We start from the raw sequence: 22,164 nt of genomic DNA on the forward strand, positions 1-22,164 counted from the left end.
GGTGCTAATACTAAGCTGGCAATAACCCCACAAAACTCCTCTTCTTACGCGGTTCTGACATCATCTCATCGAGCCTCTCAACGCAGGTCAGATAATGCGGCGTTTGCTTATGCGCCAGCACGGCTTCATCGTCCTGGTAAGCCTCATAAATAAAGAACCTCGTCGCCACATCAGGGTCCTGCAACACATCAAAACGCAGATTCCCCGGCTCCTTGATTGACCCTTCGTGGTTGGCGCGGAACACGTCCATAAACTCATCGACCCGTTCCGGTTTGATATTAATCTCTACCAGCGTCACATTCATGCTTTGCCTCCCTGATGCTTCTCATCGAGCCAGAACTGATACGCCTCACGGGCGGTGGCATTTTCATGAACCACCTTTTTCACCGCTTTTAGCATGGCAAGTGGCGCGTCTGACTGGAAAATATTACGTCCCATATCCACGCCGGATGCACCCTGATCGATAGCCCGGAAACACATCTCCAGCGCCTCTTGTTCTGGAAGCTTCTTGCCTCCGGCGATAACGATCGGCACCGGACAACTGGCAGCAACCTTCTCGAAACCCTCTTCGACAAAATAGGTTTTCACAAACTGCGCACCAATTTCTGCAGCGATTCGACTGGCGAGCGAGAAATAGCGAGCATCACGCGCCATCTCCTTACCCACACCGGTTACAGCGAGCGTTGGTATGCCATAGCGTGTACCTTCATCCACCAGCTTGATGATGTTGTTGATCGACTGATGTTCGTATTCACTGCCGATATAAATCTGCGCCGCCACCGCGCAGGCATTGAGGCGCAACGCATCCTCCATAGTCACAGCCACACTTTCACGCGACAGTTCACTGAGAATCGAATTCCCGCCAGAAGCGCGTAATACCACCGGTTTGTTGGTAGCAGGCGGCACAACGCTGCGCAGTATTCCGCGTGTACACATCAGCACATCGGTTTCCGGGAATAGAGGTGCGATAGATAAATCAATGCGTTCAAGACCGGTAGTGGGCCCCTGGAAATAACCGTGGTCAAATGCCAACATCACGGTACGCCCAGAGTCAGGATTGAAAATACGCGCCAGCCGCGACTGCATCCCCCAATCCAGTGCCCCACTCCCCTTCAGGTAAAACGCTTTGTTCTCCTGAGGGCGGCCAATACCGTAATCTTTGCCCTCGCGGATATCGTCAAGATCTGCCATTTTCCCACCCTCAGAAATCGTATTTGCCGATATTGTCTTTGGTAAACACCACGCGTTCTGGCAGCAGCACAATGCCGTTACCTTTCGCTTCATACTGGTAGCCCTGTACGCTATTAGGCTCGACTTTCAGGCTGCCAATTTTCGCCACATCAACAGTGTCACCAACATTAAGATCGCCCTTTTTCAGCATGGTATTTGCGACGTTAACCGCAATTTCACCCTGCTGAACCACGTCCCATAGGCCAAAGGCTTTCACCGTTCCACGTTCAACATATGGGCGCATGACGTTTGGTGTGCTGAAACCGACAATCGCAACATTGGTGCGTTTCAGGTTTTCAGAGGCCTGTGCGGCAGCAGGTAATGCGTTAGCATCGGGTGCAATGATCGCATCCAGATCCGGGTACGCTTTTAAGATCCCTTCAGCGGTTTGCAGAGATTTAGTCGCGTCGTTATAGCCAAACTGGGTGGTAACGATTTCCCACTGCGGATGATCTTTGGCAATCTTCGCTTTCGCCTCTTTTACCCACTGATTTTGATCCGTCACCGTTGGGCTCGAGTAGAAGAATGCAACTTTGGCAGCAGATTTAGTAACTTGTTTGGCCGCCATATCCACCAGCATGCCACCGAGCTGTTGCGGCGTTCCCTGGTTGATGTAAATACTGCGACATTCGGGTTTAGTATCAGAATCCCATGTCAGCACTTTTACCCCGCGCTGCATGGCACGTTTAAGCGCCGGGCATAGCCCATCTGGCGAAACTGCCGAGACAATAATCGCGTTGTAACCCTGATTGACGAAGTTGTTGATAAGCTGCACCTGGCCGGAGACGCTTGGTTCAGTTGGCCCGTCGTAAGTCACCGGAACACCGAGATCTTTGCCCGCCTGCATCGCGCCATTACCGCCGCTGGTAAAGAAGCCCACGCCAACCAGTTTTGGAATAAAGGCAATCCTGTCGGCGGCTTGCACATTAACCACACCAAAGGCTAATGCCCATGCACTGAGTTGCAGGACGCGTTTTGTTGTCTGCTTCATAATCACACTCCCGTTAGTTTTCTATTACCGCGCAAACGACGCCACGCCGCTTGTAGATATTCGCGGTGCAAACTCACCGAACGACCAATGACCACCACAATCAACAGCGCACCGGACAACGCACTCGATACCTGATTAGGCACGCCAGCCATCTGTAAACCTTGTTGCAAATACCCCACCAACAGAGCCGCCAGTGCTGTTCCCAAAATCGAACCGGAGCCGCCATAAATATTCGCGCCACCCAACACAGCCGCCGTTAAAGCAGGCATCAACAAATCGCGCCCTAAATCAGAACGCGCCGAGCCGAAATACGAAACCAGCACAATCGCCGCAATAGCCGACGCCAATCCCACCATGCCGTAGACCCCATACAGTGAGCCATTCACCGGCAGTGCCGCATAACGCGCCGCACGAGGGTTTTGGCCAATCAGAAAAATATGGCGGCCAAAGCGCGCGCGGTGAGTCAGTAGCCAGAAAATCAGCGTGATAACGGCAAACATCACCAGCGGAATAGGCAGGCCGAAAAGAGTGAGGTTGGCGAAGTTGGTAAACGCATCCGGGAAGCCACCAATACCTTCATAACCCGTCGCGCCTGCCATACCGGAAAGCAACAACGCCGCGCCGCCGAACAGATAAAGCGTGCCGAGTGTGATAACCAGCGGGCTGATGCCGGTGTAGTGAATCAATGCCGCATTAAACAATCCGCACAGCAGGCCGACTGCCAGGGTCAAAATTATGGCTAAAGATATTGGCAAACCTGCCTGCAACATCACCCCCAGCGCAATAGCGCACAGGCCAATGGTTGAACCCAACGATATATCAATGCCACCGCTGATGATCACAAGCGTCAGCGGCAACGCCACTATCCCGATGCAGATAAAATCGCTGGTGCTAAACAGCAGCATATTGATGTCTAACATGCGGGGATTAATTGCGCCAAACAGCAAGATTTCAGCCACCAGAATAAGAAGCAGCGCCACTTCCCAGTTGAGTTTTAGCTTCATCTACGCCACATCCTTTTTCTTACGAGGAAAAGGCCGCACATTTTTCGCACCCGGTAATGGCGGTACAAAACGGCTGTATTTCTGTGCCCGCTGATGGCGCGCCAGTGCCTGGCGTAACCGCCCATCCAGCACTAGCACCCCGAGTAAAACCAGACCTGCAATAAAGTCATTCCACCAGGCTGGGAGTTTGAAGAGCACCAGAACGGTGTCGATTTGCGTCAGGAAAAATGCACCGAGAAATGCGCCAATGACGGTTCCTGTACCGCCAAGCAGAGAAATACCGCCCAACACACAAGCTGCGATAGCTTTCATCTCCAGCCCGCTGCCGGTTTGATTAGGTACAAAGCCAATTTGCGAAGCGAAGATAATCCCAGCGATGGCAGCCAGCATGCCATTGAAAGTGAATGCCATAAGACGAGTGCGGTTTACTGAAACACCAAGCTGACGAGCAGCGGCCAGGTTGTCGCCCACAGCGTAAAAATCACGCCCGAAAGCGGTTCGTGCAAATACCCAGGCAGCGATAGCCACTAAAGCAAGAACCGTGAAACCAAGCGGGGAAATCCCCAAAGCGACGGGTTCGGAGAGCGATTTCAGATTAGGGGGCAGCCCTTCAATCCATTTGCCTCCTGTCCATAACAACATACCGCCGCGATAAAGCCCGAGCGTACCAAGCGTTGCGACAATCGCGGGAATGCGCAACCAGACGACTAAAATCCCATTAAAGAAACCCGCCACCGCGCCAATCAACAAGGCAAAAAGCATCGACACCGGCAAGCTGAAGCCGCTGTTAAGCGCCACACCGACAGCAATTGCACACAGTCCAACGGTCGATCCCACCGAAACGTCGATATTGCGCGTCAGCATCACCATCGAAGCTCCTACCGCCAGTAGGATCAGGATCTGAGCGCTGGTGAATATCATGCTTAGCGTTTGCAAGCTGAAGTAGTTGTGATTAAGTGCGACCAACACGCCAAATAGGGCAACTATCGCCAGCAGCGCGCTGAGTTCACGGTTGCGCAGCAATGTTTTCATGCTTTACCTCCGCCAAACGCCATACTCATCATGCGATCCACAGTGATTGCTGGCTTACGTAACTCACCATTCATGGCGCCCTGGTGCATCACCAGCACGCGATCCGCAAGCCCACTGAACTCATCAAGATCGGATGAGATCATCAGCACTGCAACATTTTGCGCCGCCACACTTTTGATCAGTTGATAGATATCCGCTCGCGCCGCCACATCCACACCGCGCGTTGGCTCATCAATGATGAGCAACAATGGATTGGCTTCAAGACATCGCGCCAGCAGGACTTTTTGCTGATTACCGCCGGACAGTGTGCGCACCGTCTGCCCGGCATCGTTGAGTTTGATCCCAAGCGCCCGGTGGTAACGTTCCACTATCGCGGACTCCCGCCTGCTTTGTTGCCACAGGCCCGGCTCGTTAAGCACCACTGTGTTCCAGCGGATCGGCGCATCAAGAAATAGCCCGGAAACCTGTCGATCCTCTGGCAAGTAAATCAGTCCACGATCGAGCCGTGATTTGGTGCGATCGCCGCTAATTTCACGATTTTCTAAATAAATGTGCCCACCGCGCATCGGCCGTAGACCATAAAGCGTTTCTGCCAGTTCAGTACGCCCGGATCCCACCAGCCCGGCCAGGCCTACGATCTCACCTGCGTACAGTTCAAAACTGAGATCGATAAATCCTTCACCGGTCAGCTCCTCTACGCGCAGTACCGGAAAATCCTGCGGTTCGGTGCGACGATTTCCCGGCAATGCCAGCCACAACTTTTGCGTATCACTTAACGCGTGTTGGCGAGCGTTCGGTGTCATGGCGTTGATCAACTGCTCATCAAGTAGCTGTGCAGTTTCACCTTGTAAGACTACGGCACCGTCACGCATCACTGAGATATGGCTGGCAAGCTGGCGGATTTCGGGCAATTTGTGGGAGATAAATACAATGCCCACTCCGAGACTTTGTAAGGCGCGGATCTGGCGAAATAGCCGTTCGGTTTCGCCAGGTGTAAGGGACGCGGTAGGCTCATCCAGGATCAGGATCTTCGCCTCACGCATTAAACCGCGCAGGATCTCGACCATCTGTTGATCAGCAACTTCCAGCGTACTGGCTGTAGCGCTAAGAGGGATCTGACATTCAAGCTGCTGCATTTTCTGTTGCAGGCGCTTTTCCATATCGTTTTGCCGCGGCAGCCGAAAAAGGATGTTCTCGCGCACCGTCAGATTTGGAAACAGCATCGGTTCCTGCGGCACAAGGTAAATGCCTAACTCGTGCGCCTGCCCTGGTTTGAGCCGCCCAAATGCTTTGCCTTGTACCTTCAGTTCACCGCTATCGGGGGTTTCCACCCCGGCAAAAATCTTCATCAGTGTGGATTTCCCTGCCCCATTACCGCCCAGCAATGCGTGCACCTGCCCTGCATACAGAGCAAAATCAATAGCTTTGAGCACGCTCACACCAGAAAACTGTTTGCTTATCTGGCGTGCTTCAAGCATTGCGGTGGGGTTGGGCATCGTCACTCCACAATTGAACAAAAGAGAAATTGAATTAATAATGTTCAAAAGCGTAGACGCCGGGTAATTTTTACAACAGGGCAGAGATCACAAAATTTTTAAATAGATCAGCTAAACCATTTGCATCTGAAAATGATCTTTTTGCCGTGCGCTTCACATTTTCTTGCCCCGCACCTTCGAACATATGATCTAAATTTTAATAAGAGTTCACTTATGAGCGATAAACGAGCAGCAGAAGAAGGGAAACTAGCAGCACTCCCCATGGCCGAAGAAGAGCTATTGGCACGCGTGGCCTGGTCTTACTACCACGACGGCCTGACGCAGAATGATATTGGTGAGCGACTTGGGCTGCCACGGTTAAAGATTTCACGCTTACTGGAGAAAGGGCGTCAATCTGGGGTGATTCGCGTACAGATTAACTCGCGTTTTGAAGGATGCCTGGCACTGGAAACCCAGTTGCAGCAGCGATTCGGCCTCAAAATTGCGCGTGTACTTCCCGCGCATAACACCCCGCCGATGAACACGCGATTAGGCATTGGCGCAGCGCAATCACTGATGGGGATTCTGGAACCAGGGCAGTTGTTGGCGGTGGGATTTGGTGAGGCAACGATGAATTGCCTCCAACATTTGAGTGGTTTTATCAGCTCGCAACAGATTCGTCTGGTGACGCTTTCCGGCGGTGTTGGGCCGTACATGACTGGCATCGGACAATTGGATGCAGCATGTAGCGTTAGCATGATCCCGGCACCACTGCGGGTTTCATCGCCACAAGTGGCAGAGATTTTACGCATGGAGTCGAGCGTGCGGGATGTCATTCTCGCCGCCACGGCCGCGGATGTCGCAGTGGTGGGTATCGGCGCTATCAACCAGAAGCGTGATGCGACCATTTTACGTTCCGGTTATATCAGCGAGGGAGAACAACTGATGTACGCCCGCAAAGGTGCTGTGGGCGATATTCTTGGCTATTTCCTGCAAGCGGATGGCGAACTGGTGGAAGCTCTGGAAATTCACCGCGAACTGCTTGGCGTAACGCTCGACGACCTGGCGCATCTCCCAACCATTGTGGGTGTCGCGGGAGGCGTGGACAAAGCGGACGCTATTTATGCCGCACTTCGAGGCCTGCGAATAAACGGCCTGGTGACGGAAGAAGAGACTGCGCGGGCGGTGTTAGCTTTGGCTGATTAACCTCGCGCCTTAGGTTGCGGGGATAATCAATGAGTTACTTGTTGGCATTAGACGCCGGGACGGGCAGTATTCGCGCCGTCATCTTTGATACTTCAGGCCACCAGATTGCCGTCGGCCAGGCTGAATGGAAACATTTAAGCATCACCGATGTCCCCGGATCGATGGAGTTTGATCTCGCAACCAACTGGCAGCTTGCCTGCCAGTGCATCCGTGAAGCTCTCCAAAAAGCACATCTTCCACCGGGTGCTATCAGCGCCGTTTCCTGCTGTTCAATGCGCGAAGGGATCGTGCTCTACGATCGTAACGGCGATCCTATCTGGGCATGTGCCAACGTTGATGCCCGCGCCAGCCGTGAAGTCAGCGAACTTAAAGAGATCCATGATTTCCAGTTTGAATCCGAGGTTTATCATGTTTCTGGCCAAACGCTGGCGCTAAGCGCTATGCCGCGCCTGTTGTGGCTTGCGCATCATCGTCCGGATATTTATCGCCAGGCTGCGACCGTGACCATGATCAGCGACTGGCTGGCGGCGAAACTCAGCGGCGAGCTGGCAGTCGATCCTTCTAATGCAGGTACAACAGGAATGCTTGATCTGGCGACCCGTGACTGGCAACCGTCACTGATGGATATGGCTGGATTGCGGGCAGATATTCTCTCGCCAGTTAAAGAAACCGGTACGGTACTTGGTGGTGTAACACAAGAAGCGTCGCAGCACAGTGGTTTACTGGCTGGCACACCGGTGGTTATGGGTGGTGGCGATGTGCAGCTAGGTTGTGTCGGGCTTGGCGTTGTCCGCGCCGGGCAGGCGGCAGTATTGGGTGGGACATTCTGGCAGCAGGTAGTGAACCTGCCTGCTATCAAAACCGATCCGGAGATGAATATCCGCATTAACCCGCATGTCATCGGCAACATGGTGCAGGCGGAATCTATCAGCTTCTTCACCGGCCTGACGATGCGTTGGTTCCGGGATGCTTTCTGCGCCGAAGAAAAACTGCTGGCAGAAAGGCTTGGCGTGGACACTTACGCCCTGCTCGAAGATATGGCTGCGCGAGTTCCTGCGGGCTCTCACGGCGTGATGCCGATTTTCTCCGACGCCATGCATTTCAAACAGTGGTATCACGCAGCACCGTCGTTTATTAACCTCTCAATCGACCCCGAAAAATGCAATAAAGCGACACTATTCCGTGCGTTAGAAGAGAATGCTGCGATTGTTTCAGCGTGCAATCTTGAGCAGATTTCCGGTTTTTCCGGCATCCAGTTTGAATCATTGGTATTTGCAGGCGGTGGTTCTAAAGGCGCGTTGTGGAGCCAGATCCTGAGTGATGTAACAGGGCTACCAGTGCGTGTGCCAGTCGTTAAAGAGGCGACAGCACTCGGTTGTGCTATTGCCGCAGGCGTAGGTGCTGGGTTGTTTAACGACCTTGCCGAAGCGGGTGAGCGCCTTGTGCAATGGCAACGCGAATTCACGCCAAATCGAGCGCACCGTGAGCTGTATGACGAGATGAAACGCAAATGGACGAAGGTGTATGCTGACCAGCTCACACTGGTGGATAGCGGTTTAACCACTTCTATGTGGAAGGCCCCAGGCCTGGTGATGCGCCCTCAGCCAGGCCTTCTCCCTGAGGGCTGAACGGTCCGGGGTTAGGGTGAGGGCGCTTCTAACTCACATTAGAAATAATATTTAAATCTCACACGTCCACCGTAGCGCGTGTTGTCGTCGCCATCACTGCCGTCATGATCAGCGCTAACCCACGACACATAAGTCCCGAGATAAATATTAAAGTTCTTCATACCCATCACGTTCGGGAATTGATAGGAAGAGTGGATGGTGTGGATATCGTAAGTGCCGGCATTGGTTATCCAGCAATCGTCGTCACAGGTACCCATCGCTGAGTTAACATCAAACTTATCAATGTCGTTATGCGCGTAGATATAACCTAGCTCGAAGCGCTGCCACAATGCGTTGACACCTGCGGTGAAATCGGTTTCATCGGCGGCGTCGAGGTAGGCCGTATTGAAGTTAGCAACGATGCCGTTATCCGGATCGTTTTTCAGTCCATTCCACGTCATGGTCAAGCCGTAACCAGTACGGCTGGATTGATCTACTATTTTACCGTTGGCATCTTTGTAACCGTAAGCGTTATCCACCACTTGGGCTTCCATCGCGGCAGCAACCGAGAATGCATCTTGCGACCAAGAGATCACCGGACGCAGATAAGCCACATTCTTATCTTTAGTCAATTCGTTACCATGATATTCCTTGTCCTGGTAGAGCGAGGTGCCGTCTTCCAGCAAGGTATTCAACTCAAAATACCAATTATCTATTGTTTTGCTCATCAGGAAGCTACCGCCAGAATCGCTACGCCCACGCCCTTCTTTCATCATGTAGATATAGCCGTAGCCATCACCGTAAAGATCATTTGCAGTATTGCCCGAGTACTCGACAAAGGTATCCTGGTTAAGCGGGAACATATCGTAGGCTTCGAAACGCCCGATCTTAATTTTCCAGTCATTTTCCTGGCCAAAGAAGAACGCTGCATCATCAAGATTCATATGCCCGGTTAAGTCTGCCAATGGTTGTGCAGTGAAACCCGCAAATTTGCCGTCATCCATTCGGCGATAACCATCAAACCCAAGCAGTAAACGACCATTAATATCCCAGAGTTCGTTATTACCATCTGCCCAGTTAATATTGGCACTACGACGCATAGATGTCAGACCATTACTGCGGCTGGCGGCATCCATATTAAATTCCACGTCGCCATAAATTTTTAGATCTCCGTACCCCGTTAATTGTAATTTTGGTGATTGATTATCGGTTTTACTATTAACAGATTGCTCACTGACAACAGTAACAGGAGCAGTGACGGGTGCTGGGGTAGATTTTATTTTTTGAATTTCTGATTCTGCCGTGGACGCACGTTTTTCAGCGGCTATAAGCCTTTGTTCTAACTGGTCAAGACGTTGTTCTAACGCACGTTCATTGTTTGAAGCCATAGCTCCACTGGATATTACCGCACTCGTAAATAATGCTAAAAACTTTATTTTAATACGCATTATACATCCTTATAAATGAATAATTTATATAATCCCCGTGAATAGATAAGAGCATACTAATATATAGAGAATAAAATAAATCGCAGCTCTGGCTTTAATTACAACAGAAAGCAAAATAGCAACTTTTATTTTTCACTTCAAAATATTAAGTGCCAGAATCGTAGCTTTATCACATTCGAATAAATAAAAATTAAAACAGAGCGATGATATATTCATCATGAGAATATGAAAATAGATATATATATTACCCTCAGTTTTTTTAACTATATTTATGCATACGTAAACGTAAATCCATAACTGAGAGCAATCGGAAGGCCGCGTTGCTGGAGAGGAAAAACTTCATCGTTCTTTGAATCGCGTCACAATCATCAGACAACTTTTCCACATTTACGCTACATCCCGCTAAATTACTAACTCATCCGACCACATAATAATAATGACCTTTCAGGAAGAGAATATGAGCTATCCGTCGCTGCTTGCCCCGCTAGATCTGGGTTTCACCCAGCTTAAAAACCGTGTGCTGATGGGTTCGATGCATACCGGACTTGAAGAACATCCGAATGGCGCCGAGCGCTTAGCCGCTTTTTATGCCGAGCGTGCGCGTCACGGTGTGGCATTGATTGTGACTGGCGGCGTTGCCCCTTCCCCTTCGGGTGTCGGTGTGGAAAGCGGCGCGGTACTCAATGATGAAAGCCAGCTTGCCCACCACCGCATCGTGACCGACGCCGTGCACCGTGAAGGTGGGAAGATTGCCCTGCAAATCCTGCACACCGGGCGCTACAGCTACCAGCCAAACCCGGTCGCCCCTTCCGCTATTCAGGCTCCGATTAACCGCTTTAAGCCTCATGCATTAACCCATGATGAAATCCTTACGTTGATTGAAGAGTTTGCTCAGTGCGCACATCTCGCGCAACAAGCCGGATATGACGGCGTGGAAATCATGGGGTCTGAAGGCTACCTAATTAACCAGTTTCTCGCCGCAAGAACCAACCAGCGCGATGATGAGTGGGGCGGCGATTACACCCGACGCATGCGTTTTGCCATCGAAGTGGTACGCGCGGTGCGTGAGAAAGTGGGAGCGAATTTTATTATCATTTATCGCCTGTCGATGCTGGATTTGGTCGATGGCGGCGGCACGTTTGAAGAAGCCGTTGAACTTGCAAAAGCGATTGAAAAAGCCGGTGCCACGTTGATTAACACTGGCATTGGCTGGCATGAAGCGCGTATTCCAACCATCGCAACACCTGTGCCGCGCGGTGCATTCAGCTGGGTAACACGCAAATTAAAAGGACAGGTTTCGATCCCTTTAGTCACCACCAACCGTATTAACGATCCGCAAACTGCCGAAAAGATCCTTGCCGAAGGTGATGCCGATATGGTGTCAATGGCGCGGCCATTCCTCGCCGATGCCGAGTTTGTGTCTAAAGCCGAGCAAGGGCGTGAAGATGAGATCAATACCTGCATCGGCTGTAATCAGGCGTGTCTGGACCAGATTTTCCTCGGTAAAGTCACTTCTTGCCTGGTAAACCCGCGTGCCTGTCATGAAACCAAAATGCCCATCGTCCCGGCCACAGTGCATAAAAACCTGGCGGTAGTGGGGGCAGGCCCCGCAGGATTAGCTTTTGCGATCAACGCCGCAGCGCGTGGCCACAAAGTGACATTATTCGATGCCGCTTCGGAAATCGGTGGGCAGTTTAATATTGCCAAGCAGATCCCCGGCAAAGAGGAATTTTACGAAACGCTGCGCTACTACCGCCGTATGCTAGGGATTACGGGCGTTGAAGTACGCCTGAATCAGTACGTCACCGCCCCGCTGCTTAAAGAATTCGACGAGATTATTCTCGCCTGCGGCATCGAGCCACGCCTGCCGCTTATTGACGGGATCATGCATCCTAAAGTGCTCAATTATATCGATGTACTGCGTGAGAAAGCGCCAGTGGGTGACCGCGTGGCAATCATCGGTGCTGGCGGAATTGGTTTTGATACCGCGATGTATTTAAGCCAGGAAGGGGAGTCCACCAGCCAGAATATCGCCGAGTTTTGCGTGGAATGGGGCATCGACACTAGCCTGCAACATGCGGGGGGCTTGCGTCCGGAAGGTGTGCATCTACATAAAAGCCCACGCCAGATTGTGATGCTACAGCGCAAAACCAGTAAGCCAGGCGAAGGATTGGGCAAAACAACGGGCTGGATCCATCGCACAACACTGTTAGCTCGCGGTGTGAAAATGGTGGCGGGTGTGACTTATGAACGCATTGACGATGAAGGGCTACATATTACAGTCGGTGGAGAGCCACAAACGCTGGCGGTCGATAACGTGATTATTTGTGCCGGGCAAGACTCACGCCGTGAACTGGCGCAACCGTTGCGTGAACTGGGCAAAACAATGCATTTGATTGGTGGTGCGGATGTGGCGATGGAGCTGGATGCCCGGCGCGCAATCGCGCAGGGCACCCGTTTAGCACTGGAAATTTAGCGAAGACGGCCTAGTTTCACGGCTTTTAATACGACGAATTTCTTGTTCGTAGCAACGGTGTCACAGTTACCGAAGATCTTCTTCAGTTTGTGGTAATAATCCAGATGGCGGTTAGCAACGATGTACAGCTCGCCGCCATTTTGCAGGCAACGACGGGCGTGGTGGAACATTTCCCACGCAACCTGATCGGTCAGCGCATGCTGCTGATGGAACGGTGGGTTGCACAGAATAGTGTTAAAGCGGTATGGCTCAACACCGGACAATGCGTTGTTGATCATAAACTCACAACGATCCAGGTTTTCTGGCATGTTGGTTTCAACATTCAGGCGGCTTGAAGCAACGGCCATCGGTGATTCATCAACAAATACCACGTTCGCTTCCGGGTTTTGCTCAAGCAAGTGCAAACCGACCACGCCGTTACCACAACCTAAATCAACAATTTCACCTTCAAGGCCTGTCGGTAGATTTTCGATAAAGAAGCGCGCGCCAATATCCAGACCGGTACGGGAAAAGACGTTAGCGTGGTTATGAATCGTCCACGGCGTGCCTTCCAGTTTCCAGTTCAGCGTTTCGGGTACTTCTTTAATTGCCGGAGCATTGAACGTCGTGTTGATCAGACGCGCTTTTTTCCACGCAAGTGTTGTGGTGGTTGGCCCAAGGATCTTTTCAAACAACTCGATGGTTGAGTTGTGAATATCACGCGTTTTTGCACCCGCGATAATACGTGTTTCAGGGGTCACAACATGGCGCAAAGCACGAAGCTGTTGCTCAAGCAGTGCCAGCGTTTTAGGGATCTTAATCAGAACCACGGCTGGCGCTTCCGGGTATTTAACGGTGCTATCAAGGAACGTTACGTTGGATTCAACGATGCCGTTCTCACGCAAGTTCTCACGGATAGCCAGTTCGCTAAGATACGAGTCACTGATGCTGTATGGCTTGTGTTCAGCCAGCACGCAAGACAGCGCCCCGAAAGTGTCGTTAAAAATCAGGACCGGGCCACTGATTTCGATTTCGTCCAGTTGCTGCAAAAGATAATCATCGGCAGCTTCCCACGCCTGTAGTGGGTTAACGTCATCCGTTTCTGGAAAACGTTTTAGTGTCAGTGAACGGAAACCGTCGTCTAATTGGCTCATCGGCCCTCCTGGATGGTAAAATTTCGGCGTAATCCCCGAATGGGGGCGTGAGTATACCCTTTTTTTTCCTCAAACTGCGCAACTGCCTTTTGAAAGACGTCGAGCGAGCGAGATCTAATGAGCAATTTAACCTACCTTCAAGGCTATCCCGAGCATTTGCTCGCACAGGTCAGAACATTAATTTCGGAACAACGTCTGGGCGAGGTGCTGCAAAAACGGTATCCGGATACGCATAACATCACCACCGATAAAGCGTTGTATGCGTGGACGCAAGATCTGAAAAACCAGTATCTGCGCAATGCGCCACCGGTGAATAAAGTGGCTTATGACAGCAAGATTCACGTGCTAAATAATGCACTGGGCTTACACACGGCAGTGTCACGCGTTCAGGGAAACAAGCTAAAAGCCAAAGCGGAGATTCGTGTCGCGACGGTATTTAAGAATGGGCCAGAAGCCTTTTTGCGCATGATTGTGGTTCACGAGCTGGCTCACCTGAAAGAGAAAGACCACAACAAAGCATTCTATTCACTGTGCTGCCATATGGAGCCGCAATATCACCAACTGGAGTTTGATACGCGGCTTTGGTTAACGCAGATGGCATTGAACGGGCAGGCTTGAGCAACATCTTCCTGCCAAATCATGCAATTGTAGGTCGGATTAGCGCCAGCGACATCCGACACAATCACGATGCCATTACTTCAACCCGGCAAAGACCGCAGCAATCGCCACAGCCCCAGGATCTTTCACCCCTTTCAGGTTATCGCTGTTCACATATGACGAGCGCCCGGCATTCGCCTTTTGCATCTGCGCCGTTGCCTCTGCACCATCTTGTGCAGCCTTCACTGCAGCGTTCAAATCGCTATCTTTCAAGGCTTCAAGCGCTGGTTGTAATGCGTCTATCAACGTCCGATCGCCAAGATCGGCACCGCCGTAGCGTTTCATCTGCTCGAGGCCAAACAATAATGCATCTGCAATCTTTTGCTTTTTAGCGACTTTTTGCCCGGCAGCCGTGAAGAAAATGGACATCAATACACCGCTTGAGCCGCCCATCACCGTGGCAAGCCGTTCACCAATCAACTCCAGCAAAACGGCCGGATCATTGAGTGGCAGTTTCCCATCATCATTAAGCTGAGCGATATCCCGCGCACCCTGTGCAAATGTCGAGCCGGTGTCGCCATCCCCAACTTTAGCATCCAGGGCATTCAACACTTTTTCCTGCTCGATAAGCGTCTTTGTGATACTGGCGACCAGTGCTTTCACCGTGGCATTTTCCGATGATTTTACCTGCATCCCCTTACGGATAATGCTGTGTTTTTGCATCGGCATCGCGTGAAGCTTCACCATGGTTTGCCAGCCCGCCGTTTCTACATCTGCCTGTAACGCTTTAATAAATTCGTCATTAAGCACAATGGTTGAGAGCGAAAAACCTTTCATATCAAGCGCGGTAACCAACGGCGCCGGGCCAATCAAATAGTCGATTTGTTCTTTTAATTCTGAATGCGCAAGCTCTTTGGTCAGAATAGCCATCTCCAGCGATGACACTCCGCCCAGGTTGTTGACTAGCACCGCAAGCCTTGTGTCTGTACCGGTCTTTTTACGCAAATGTTTTACCAGCGTCGCCACCGTTTGCTGACTGTTCTGGCTGGCAACAGTGCTTGCACCAGGTTCACCGTGGATACCCAGCCCTAACTCAACATGGCCGCCTTTGATGCGCCCTTCTTCCTCGTTTTGATCGGGCAGATTGCAGGTTTGCATGGCGACACCGATGCTGGCAATGCTGTCGCAGGCACTTTGCGCGATGTCTCGAACATCACTCAGTGATTTCCCCTGCTCTGCGGCAAAGCCCGCAATTTTGTGTACCAATACCGTCCCGGCAATTCCACGCGGCTGCTTGTTATCGGGCAGAGAAATATCATCACCAACAATAACCATCTCCACTCTCAGGCCGTGCTTTTTAGCTTTCTCGGCTGCCAGCCCGAAATTCAGGCGGTCACCGGTATAGTTTTTGACGATAAGCAGGCAACCACGGTCGCCGGTAACGGCCACAATGGCGTTTAATACCGCATCCACGCTCGGTGATGCGAACAGGTCGCCACATACCGCAGCGGTGAGCATCCCCTTACCAACAAAGCCTGCGTGCGCAGGTTCATGGCCCGAACCACCGCCAGAAATAATCGCTACTTTGCTTTTGTTCCAGTCTTTACGAACCACCACGCGAATAGCGGGATCGGTATCTAACCGGGCCAGGTTATGAAAACGAGAGCTGATGATGACGCCTTCGATGGCATCGTTGACCATTTGCTGGCGGTCATTAAAGAAGAATCTGGACATAGTTTCCCAACAATAAGTAATACATATGCAAAGCATAGCCTTTGCTGCGAGAGATGCCGCAAACCAGGATTTTTGCGTGATGACGTTCCCTATCCACTTGCTATGCTTATGGAAATGTTGCCACAGGAAAATCACCATGACTGCGCCGCTCCTGATTGCCAGAACCACCGAACAAGAACTGCATCTGTTGCCAAGTATGGCAAACCGTCACGGGTTAATAACCGGGGCTACGGGCACTGGTAAAACCGTGACGCTGCAAAAACTGGCCGAGTCATTTTCAGAAATCGGTGTGCCAGTATTTATGGCTGATGTAAAAGGCGACCTCACGGGTATTGCGCAAGAGGGTGCTGAATCCGAAAAGCTGCTCGCAAGGCTTGCCAAAATTGGCGTGACTGACTGGTCACCTCATAGCAATCCAGTTGTCTTGTGGGATATTTTTGGCGAAAAAGGCCACCCGGTGCGAGCAACGGTGTCCGATCTTGGCCCATTGCTACTTTCACGTCTGCTCAACCTCAATGAAGTCCAGTCCGGCGTACTGCAAATCATCTTCCGCATTGCTGACGATCAGGGTTTATTACTGCTCGATTTTAAAGACCTACGGGCAGCAACACAGTACATCGGCGATAACGCAAAATCGTTCCAGAACCAATATGGCAATATCAGCAGTGCATCTGTGGGTGCCATTCAGCGTGGGCTGTTGCAGCTTGAGCAACAGGGAGCTGAATATTTCTTTGGCGAACCGATGCTGGATATCAAAGACTGGATGCGCACTGATGCTAATGGTAAAGGAATTATCAATATTCTATCAGCCGAAAAGCTCTATCAGATGCCCAAACTTTACGCCGCCAGCCTGTTGTGGATGCTTTCAGAAATCTATGAGCAATTACCTGAAGCGGGCGACCTGGAAAAACCCAAACTGGTGTTCTTCTTCGACGAAGCGCATCTGTTGTTTAACGATGCCCCACAGGTATTGTTGGACAAAATCGAGCAGGTAATTCGCCTGATTCGTTCCAAAGGCGTTGGGGTCTATTTTGTTTCCCAAAACCCATCTGATATTCCAGACACCGTGCTCGGCCAGCTCGGTAACCGCATTCAACATGCACTGCGTGCTTTTACGCCTAAAGACCAAAAAGCCGTAAAAACCGCCGCACAAACCATGCGCGCAAATCCAAAATTCGATACCGAAAAAGCGATTCAGGAGTTAGGAACCGGCGAGGCACTTATCTCATTGCTGGATGAAAAAGGCAGCCCGACAGTGGTTGAGCGAGCCATGGTTATCGCCCCGTGTTCACGTATGGGACCAGTCACTGACGATGAACGCAACGGGTTACTTAACCACTCACCGCTGTACGGCAAATACGATGAAACTGTCGACAGAGAATCGGCGTATGAGCGTTTGCAAAAGGGTGTTCAGACGGCTGGTGAGCAACAAAATGCACCACCCGCTAAAGGTGAAACTGTAGCGGTTGATAGCGGTATTCTCGGCGGGCTGAAAGATATTCTGTTTGGCACCACAGGGCCGCGTGGCGGCAAGAAAGATGGCGTAGTGCAAACCATGGCGAAGAGTGCGGCACGCCAGGTAACTAACCAAATTATTCGCGGAGTTTTAGGCAGTATTATGGGTGGGCGTAAACGGTAATTTCTACACGTTAACTATCTATACCCAAAATAATTCGAGTTGCAGCCAACACCCCTGCAACTCGAAGTATAACGGGTATTATTAGCCCGAGCGCTTCATCATCATCCACAGACTGATAAGGAAGAACGTCGCACTTGGTAACAACGCACCCAAAATTGGTGGGATGCTATACACGAGGCTTAGCGGGCCAAAGATTTGGTCAAGCACGTAGAAGACGAAACCAAAGCTGATACCAGTGACAACCCGCACACCCATTGGCACGCTACGCAGCGGGCCAAAGATGAATGACAGGGCCATCAGCATCATTACCGCAACGGAGAGCGGCGCAAAGATTTTGCTCCACATGTTGAGCTGGTAACGCCCGGCATCCTGGCCACTGGATTTCAGATACTTCACATAATTGTGCAGGCCGCTGATAGAAAGCGCGTCCGGGTCCAGCGCCACCACACCCAGTTTGTCTGGGGTCAGGTTGGTTTTCCACTCACCGCTAACGGTTTGGGCACCGGTAATTTGCTTCTCATTTGTCAGATTTGACTCATCAACCTGTGACAAACGCCATACCTTATGTTCCACATCGTACTGGGCCGATGCCGCATAACGAACAGATTGCAGGCGACGCTCTTTGTTAAAACTATAAATACTCACGCCCGCCAAATCGTTATCGCCTTTCACTCGCTCGATATAGACAAAACTGTGGCCATCTTTAGCCCACAAGCCTTGCTGAGTTGTCAGCAAAGAACCGCCATACATCTGTTGCGCACGGTAGTTACGGGCCATTTGCTCGCCTTGCGGAGCAACCCATTCACCAATCGCCATGGTCAGTAACACCAGAGGAATAGCCGTTTTCATCACTGACAGCGCGATTTGCATACGCGTAAAACCAGAAGCTTGCATCACCACCAGTTCACTACGTTGCGCCAGCATCCCCAACCCAAGTAGAGCACCAAGCAGTGCTGCCATCGGGAAGAAGATCTGGATATCTTTTGGAATGCTAAGGACGGTATATACACCTGCGCCCATTGCTGAATAGCTACCCTGCCCGGCCTTTTTCAACTGGTCGACAAACTTAATAATGCCCGACAGCGACACCAGCATGAAGAGTGTCATCATGATGGTGGTAAAGATGGTTTTACCGATATAACGGTCGAGAACACCAAACATTTATGCCGCTCCTCGTGTTTTGCTAAAGCTTGCACGTAGCCGGCGCATCGGCACCGTATCCCACACATTGAGGACAATCGCGATGGCAAAATAGACCAGATTAACCAACCATATCCAGATCATCGGATCGATTTTCCCCTTCGCCGCATTCGATTTCAACGAGGTCTGAAGCAGGAAGAAAATCAGATACAACAACATAGCCGGAAGCATTGAAAGCACGCGCCCCTGCCGTGGGTTAACCACGCTTAATGGCACCACCATCAACGCCATAATGACAACGGCCATGATGAGTGTCAGACGCCAATGCAGTTCAGCGCGAGCATTTGGCGAATCGTTAGTCCACAGGGCTTTCATGTACATCTGACTAGAATCTTCAGGGTCAAGCGCCACCGTCTGGTGCCCTACAACCGCCTGATAATCCTGGAAGTCAGTAATACGGAAATCGCGCAGCAATGCCGTACCTTCGAAACGCGTACCGGTATTGAGCGTCACAACCTGCGAACCGTCTGGGCGTTGGGACAAATGGCCGGAATCCGCAACCACTACCGATGGACGTGCATTACCTTTCGGGCGCAACTGAGCCAGGAAAACGTCTTTAAAACTTGAGCCGTCAACGCTTTCAATGAACAAAACTGAGTTGCCGTCGGTCGCTTGCTGGAATTGCCCTTGAGCAAGTGCAGCCATACCAGGGTTAGCTTTGGCCTCAGCCAATACTTCGTCCTGATGACGAGAAGACCACGGCCCAAGCCACATTACGTTGACTGTTGCAATTGCACCGGTAAAGAGTGCGAGGATCATTGCAGCTTTGATCAGCACCGCTTTACTCAAACCGCAGGCATGCATTACCGTGATTTCACTTTCGGTATACAGTCGGCCTAGCGTCATGAGCAGCGCAAGGAAAAGGCTAAGTGGAAGGATGAGCTGCGCCATTTCAGGCACACCAAGTCCTAACAAAGAAAGTACGAGGTTTGTCGGAATATCGCCGTCAACCGCCGCCCCGAGAATCCTGACCAGCTTCTGACAAAAGAAGATCAGTAGCAGGATGAAGAGGATCGCAAGTTGGCTTTTGAGCGTCTCCCGAACCAGATATCTTATGATAATCACATTAAATACGCCTGTGAAAACGAGTCTTTTTGCAGGAAAATCGCTTGTTTCATCGCTTATACGTCATTTATTCTCTTGAGTCGTCGAAAACATCGCTAAGATTAAAAAGCCCGGCATAATACTGGCGCAGGGTGATTTAAATGACGTTGCCGAAACCGTAAAAAACATACTCGTAAGATTAACACGAAGTCATCGCAACCGCGGAGATGAGTTACGAAAGCTTGCAATTCTAGCTGTAGCCACCGCCGTTGTCTTTAAGATTCAGGAGCGTAGTGCATGGAGTTCAGTGTAAAAAGCGGTAGTCCCGAGAAACAGCGTAGTGCCTGCATCGTTGTGGGAGTCTTTGAACCGCGTCGCCTGTCCCCGGTCGCCGAACAACTCGATAAAATCAGCGATGGCTACATCAGCGCACTTTTGCGCCGTGGTGAGCTCGAGGGGAAACCCGGTCAAACTTTGTTGCTCCACCACGTTCCAAACGTCCTCTCAGAGCGCATTCTGTTGATTGGGTGTGGCAAAGAGCGTGAACTGGATGAACGTCAGTATAAGCAAGTTATCCAGAAAACGATTAATACTCTGAACGATACCGGTTCAATGGAAGCTGTCTGCTTCCTGACCGAACTGCACGTCAAAGGCCGCAACACATACTGGAAAGTACGCCAGGCAGTAGAAACGGCAAAAGAGTCTTTGTATAGCTTCGACCAGTTAAAAACCAACAAAAGCGAGCCACGCCGCCCGCTGCGTAAAATGGTGTTTAACGTGCCAACCCGCCGTGAACTGACCAGCGGTGAGCGCGCCATTCAGCACGGTCTGGCTATTGCAGCCGGTATTAAAGCGGCAAAAGATCTTGGCAACATGCCACCAAACATCTGTAACGCGGCTTACCTGGCTTCCCAGGCGCGTCAGCTGGCTGACTCATATAGCAAAAATGTCGTCACTCGCGTGATTGGCGAACAGCAGATGAAAGAACTGGGCATGCACTCCTACCTCGCGGTGGGTGATGGTTCCCAGAACGAATCGCTGATGTCGGTTATTGAATACAAAGGCAGCACCGATCCTGATGTGCGCCCAATCGTGCTGGTCGGTAAAGGCCTGACGTTTGACTCCGGCGGTATTTCTATCAAACCTGCCGAAGGCATGGATGAGATGAAGTACGATATGTGCGGTGCTGCATCCGTATACGGCGTAATGCGTATGGTCGCAGAACTGAACCTGCCGATTAACGTGATTGGCGTGCTGGCGGGCTGTGAAAACATGCCTGGTGGCCGTGCTTATCGCCCGGGCGATGTGCTGACCACCATGTCAGGCCAAACGGTTGAAGTGTTGAACACCGATGCCGAAGGCCGTCTGGTGTTGTGTGATGTGCTGACCTATGTTGAACGCTTCGAGCCTGATGTGGTAATTGATGTGGCGACGCTGACCGGCGCATGTGTGATTGCCCTGGGCCATCACATCACCGGTTTGATGTCTAACCACAACCCACTGGCACACGAGCTTATCGGCGCATCTGAACAAGCGGGTGACCGCGCGTGGCGTCTGCCGATTGCTGATGAGTATCAGGATCAACTCGACTCCAACTTTGCTGATATGGCAAACATTGGTGGCCGCCCAGGTGGCGCAATTACCGCAGCCTGCTTCCTGTCGCGCTTTACCCGTAAGTACAACTGGGCGCACCTGGATATCGCAGGTACTGCATGGCGTTCAGGTAAAGCCAAAGGCGCAACCGGACGCCCTGTTGCGCTGTTATCACAATTCCTGTTGAACCGTTCTGGGTTTAACGGCGAAGAGTAATTTAACGCCCTCACTCTAACCCTCACCCAAGAGAGGGTTAGAGTGAAACACCATTCACAAGAAAAAGCTGGCTTAATGAAAAACGCGACGTTCTACCTGCTCGACAACGACACGCCATCCGGTGAGTTGAGTGCCGTTGAAGCGTTGGTGTGTGAACTGGCGGCAGAAAGCTTTCGTGCAGGAAAACGCCTGCTGATTGCTTGTGTTGATGAACAACAAGCTATCCGTCTGGATGAAGCACTTTGGCAGCGCGACGCGCACGCGTTTGTACCGCATAATCTTGCCGGTGAGGGGCCACGTTATGGCGCTCCGGTAGAATTGGCCTGGCCACAACGGCGTGGTAGTTCACCCCGCGATGTGCTGATTAGCCTGTTGCCACAGTTCGCAGATTTTGCCACCGCTTTCCATGAAGTGATAGACTTCGTACCTTACGAAGACACTCAAAAACAACTGGCCCGTGATCGCTATAAGGCGTATCGCGTTGCTGGTTTCCACTTGACTACGGCGACTCATACCCCGCCGGGAACGACATAGCAGAC

At 51.3% G+C, this 22,164-nt stretch carries 18 protein-coding genes; 7 read left to right on the plus strand and 11 right to left on the minus strand.

Annotated features, from left to right (window positions below):
* Nucleotides 1-10: 10 nt before the first annotated feature.
* Genes lsrG through lsrA form a run of 6 tightly spaced genes read right to left on the minus strand, consistent with a single transcriptional unit; the run spans nucleotide 11 to nucleotide 5,735 of the window.
* Nucleotides 11-304: a (4S)-4-hydroxy-5-phosphonooxypentane-2,3-dione isomerase gene (lsrG, locus tag M977_RS08275; protein ID WP_064513947.1), complete on the minus strand. Its 294-nt coding sequence runs from the start codon at nucleotides 302-304 to the stop codon at nucleotides 11-13.
* A complete protein-coding gene (lsrF, locus tag M977_RS08280; protein ID WP_064513949.1) occupies nucleotides 301-1,191 on the minus strand; it encodes a 3-hydroxy-5-phosphonooxypentane-2,4-dione thiolase in 891 nt (296 codons plus the stop codon). Before lsrF ends, lsrG begins: the two co-directional genes overlap by 4 nt.
* 10 nt (nucleotides 1,192-1,201) lie before the next feature.
* Nucleotides 1,202-2,221, minus strand: a complete 1,020-nt coding sequence (gene lsrB, locus M977_RS08285) for an autoinducer 2 ABC transporter substrate-binding protein LsrB (RefSeq protein ID WP_064513951.1) — start codon at nucleotides 2,219-2,221, stop codon at nucleotides 1,202-1,204.
* 2 nt (nucleotides 2,222-2,223) lie between these two features.
* Nucleotides 2,224-3,225 carry an autoinducer 2 ABC transporter permease LsrD gene (gene lsrD, locus M977_RS08290; RefSeq protein WP_064513954.1) on the minus strand — a complete coding sequence of 334 codons (1,002 nt, stop codon included), beginning with the start codon at nucleotides 3,223-3,225 and terminating at the stop codon, nucleotides 2,224-2,226.
* On the minus strand, nucleotides 3,226-4,257 hold the full coding sequence (gene lsrC / locus M977_RS08295) for an autoinducer 2 ABC transporter permease LsrC (protein ID WP_064513956.1): 1,032 nt from the start codon (nucleotides 4,255-4,257) through the stop codon (nucleotides 3,226-3,228).
* A complete protein-coding gene (gene lsrA, locus M977_RS08300) occupies nucleotides 4,254-5,735 on the minus strand; it encodes an autoinducer 2 ABC transporter ATP-binding protein LsrA (protein ID WP_157092058.1) in 1,482 nt (493 codons plus the stop codon). The genes lsrC and lsrA overlap by 4 nt, the downstream gene beginning before the upstream one ends.
* A 231-nt stretch (nucleotides 5,736-5,966) precedes the next feature.
* On the opposite strand from lsrA, the gene lsrR reads away from it, so the two are divergent.
* A complete protein-coding gene (gene lsrR / locus M977_RS08305) occupies nucleotides 5,967-6,938 on the plus strand; it encodes a transcriptional regulator LsrR (RefSeq protein ID WP_064513960.1) in 972 nt (323 codons plus the stop codon).
* A 29-nt stretch (nucleotides 6,939-6,967) separates the two neighbouring features.
* Nucleotides 6,968-8,566, plus strand: coding sequence for an autoinducer-2 kinase (gene lsrK, locus M977_RS08310; protein WP_064513962.1), 1,599 nt, complete (start codon nucleotides 6,968-6,970; stop codon nucleotides 8,564-8,566).
* 38 nt (nucleotides 8,567-8,604) lie between these two features.
* Here the strand turns inward: lsrK and M977_RS08315 are convergent, their stop codons facing one another.
* Entirely contained in the window at nucleotides 8,605-9,987 is a 1,383-nt protein-coding gene (locus tag M977_RS08315; protein ID WP_064514210.1) for a carbohydrate porin, read from the minus strand.
* Between the two features lie 463 nt (nucleotides 9,988-10,450).
* On the opposite strand from M977_RS08315, the gene M977_RS08320 reads away from it, so the two are divergent.
* Nucleotides 10,451-12,469, plus strand: coding sequence for an oxidoreductase (locus M977_RS08320; RefSeq protein WP_064513963.1), 2,019 nt, complete (start codon nucleotides 10,451-10,453; stop codon nucleotides 12,467-12,469).
* Here M977_RS08320 and rlmG read toward each other — a convergent pair.
* A complete protein-coding gene (rlmG, locus tag M977_RS08325) occupies nucleotides 12,466-13,602 on the minus strand; it encodes a 23S rRNA (guanine(1835)-N(2))-methyltransferase RlmG (protein WP_064513965.1) in 1,137 nt (378 codons plus the stop codon). The genes M977_RS08320 and rlmG overlap by 4 nt on opposite strands.
* Before the next feature lie 117 nt (nucleotides 13,603-13,719).
* Here rlmG and M977_RS08330 point away from each other — a divergent pair, with 117 nt between their 5' ends.
* Nucleotides 13,720-14,220 (plus strand): M48 metallopeptidase family protein, encoded by a 501-nt coding sequence (locus M977_RS08330; RefSeq protein ID WP_064513967.1) that lies wholly within the window; start codon nucleotides 13,720-13,722, stop codon nucleotides 14,218-14,220.
* 75 nt (nucleotides 14,221-14,295) lie between these two features.
* Here M977_RS08330 and M977_RS08335 read toward each other — a convergent pair whose 3' ends face one another.
* Entirely contained in the window at nucleotides 14,296-15,933 is a 1,638-nt protein-coding gene (locus tag M977_RS08335) for a glycerone kinase (RefSeq protein WP_064514211.1), read from the minus strand.
* A 136-nt stretch (nucleotides 15,934-16,069) separates the two neighbouring features.
* On the opposite strand from M977_RS08335, the gene M977_RS08340 reads away from it, so the two are divergent.
* Nucleotides 16,070-17,572 carry a helicase HerA-like C-terminal domain-containing protein gene (locus M977_RS08340; protein ID WP_064513969.1) on the plus strand — a complete coding sequence of 501 codons (1,503 nt, stop codon included), beginning with the start codon at nucleotides 16,070-16,072 and terminating at the stop codon, nucleotides 17,570-17,572.
* Nucleotides 17,573-17,653: 81 nt separating this feature from the next.
* Here the strand turns inward: M977_RS08340 and lptG are convergent, their stop codons facing one another.
* Both lptG and lptF read right to left on the minus strand, forming a co-directional pair.
* The gene (gene lptG, locus M977_RS08345; RefSeq protein WP_064513971.1) at nucleotides 17,654-18,733 is read right to left on the minus strand and encodes an LPS export ABC transporter permease LptG; all 1,080 of its coding nucleotides are present in this window, start codon (nucleotides 18,731-18,733) and stop codon (nucleotides 17,654-17,656) included.
* Nucleotides 18,734-19,837 (minus strand): LPS export ABC transporter permease LptF, encoded by a 1,104-nt coding sequence (gene lptF, locus M977_RS08350; protein ID WP_064513973.1) that lies wholly within the window; start codon nucleotides 19,835-19,837, stop codon nucleotides 18,734-18,736.
* Nucleotides 19,838-20,113: 276 nt separating this feature from the next.
* On the opposite strand from lptF, the gene pepA reads away from it, so the two are divergent.
* Both pepA and M977_RS08360 read left to right on the plus strand, forming a co-directional pair.
* Entirely contained in the window at nucleotides 20,114-21,625 is a 1,512-nt protein-coding gene (pepA, locus tag M977_RS08355) for a leucyl aminopeptidase (protein ID WP_064513975.1), read from the plus strand.
* Nucleotides 21,626-21,700: 75 nt separating this feature from the next.
* On the plus strand, nucleotides 21,701-22,159 hold the full coding sequence (locus M977_RS08360; protein ID WP_034459595.1) for a DNA polymerase III subunit chi: 459 nt from the start codon (nucleotides 21,701-21,703) through the stop codon (nucleotides 22,157-22,159).
* The last annotated feature ends 5 nt before the right edge of the window (nucleotides 22,160-22,164 follow it).

This window comes from Buttiauxella gaviniae ATCC 51604, from assembly GCF_001654835.1.
In the GTDB taxonomy this organism is placed as follows: domain Bacteria; phylum Pseudomonadota; class Gammaproteobacteria; order Enterobacterales; family Enterobacteriaceae; genus Buttiauxella; species Buttiauxella gaviniae.

Bases quoted from the DNA above. Each gene is read 5' to 3' on its own strand.
- lsrC (WP_064513956.1), bottom strand. From the start codon at position 4,257: ATGAAAACATTGCTGCGCAACCGTGAACTCAGCGCGCTGCTGGCGATA.
- M977_RS08360 (WP_034459595.1), top strand. From the start codon at position 21,701: ATGAAAAACGCGACGTTCTACCTGCTCGACAACGACACGCCATCCGGT.
- lsrR (WP_064513960.1), top strand. From the start codon at position 5,967: ATGAGCGATAAACGAGCAGCAGAAGAAGGGAAACTAGCAGCACTCCCC.
- M977_RS08340 (WP_064513969.1), top strand. From the start codon at position 16,070: ATGACTGCGCCGCTCCTGATTGCCAGAACCACCGAACAAGAACTGCAT.
- lsrG (WP_064513947.1), bottom strand. From the start codon at position 304: ATGAATGTGACGCTGGTAGAGATTAATATCAAACCGGAACGGGTCGAT.
- lsrA (WP_157092058.1), bottom strand. From the start codon at position 5,735: ATGCTTGAAGCACGCCAGATAAGCAAACAGTTTTCTGGTGTGAGCGTG.
- lsrF (WP_064513949.1), bottom strand. From the start codon at position 1,191: ATGGCAGATCTTGACGATATCCGCGAGGGCAAAGATTACGGTATTGGC.
- pepA (WP_064513975.1), top strand. From the start codon at position 20,114: ATGGAGTTCAGTGTAAAAAGCGGTAGTCCCGAGAAACAGCGTAGTGCC.
- lptG (WP_064513971.1), bottom strand. From the start codon at position 18,733: ATGTTTGGTGTTCTCGACCGTTATATCGGTAAAACCATCTTTACCACC.
- M977_RS08330 (WP_064513967.1), top strand. From the start codon at position 13,720: ATGAGCAATTTAACCTACCTTCAAGGCTATCCCGAGCATTTGCTCGCA.
- lsrK (WP_064513962.1), top strand. From the start codon at position 6,968: ATGAGTTACTTGTTGGCATTAGACGCCGGGACGGGCAGTATTCGCGCC.
- rlmG (WP_064513965.1), bottom strand. From the start codon at position 13,602: ATGAGCCAATTAGACGACGGTTTCCGTTCACTGACACTAAAACGTTTT.
- lsrD (WP_064513954.1), bottom strand. From the start codon at position 3,225: ATGAAGCTAAAACTCAACTGGGAAGTGGCGCTGCTTCTTATTCTGGTG.
- lsrB (WP_064513951.1), bottom strand. From the start codon at position 2,221: ATGAAGCAGACAACAAAACGCGTCCTGCAACTCAGTGCATGGGCATTA.
- M977_RS08320 (WP_064513963.1), top strand. From the start codon at position 10,451: ATGAGCTATCCGTCGCTGCTTGCCCCGCTAGATCTGGGTTTCACCCAG.
- M977_RS08335 (WP_064514211.1), bottom strand. From the start codon at position 15,933: ATGTCCAGATTCTTCTTTAATGACCGCCAGCAAATGGTCAACGATGCC.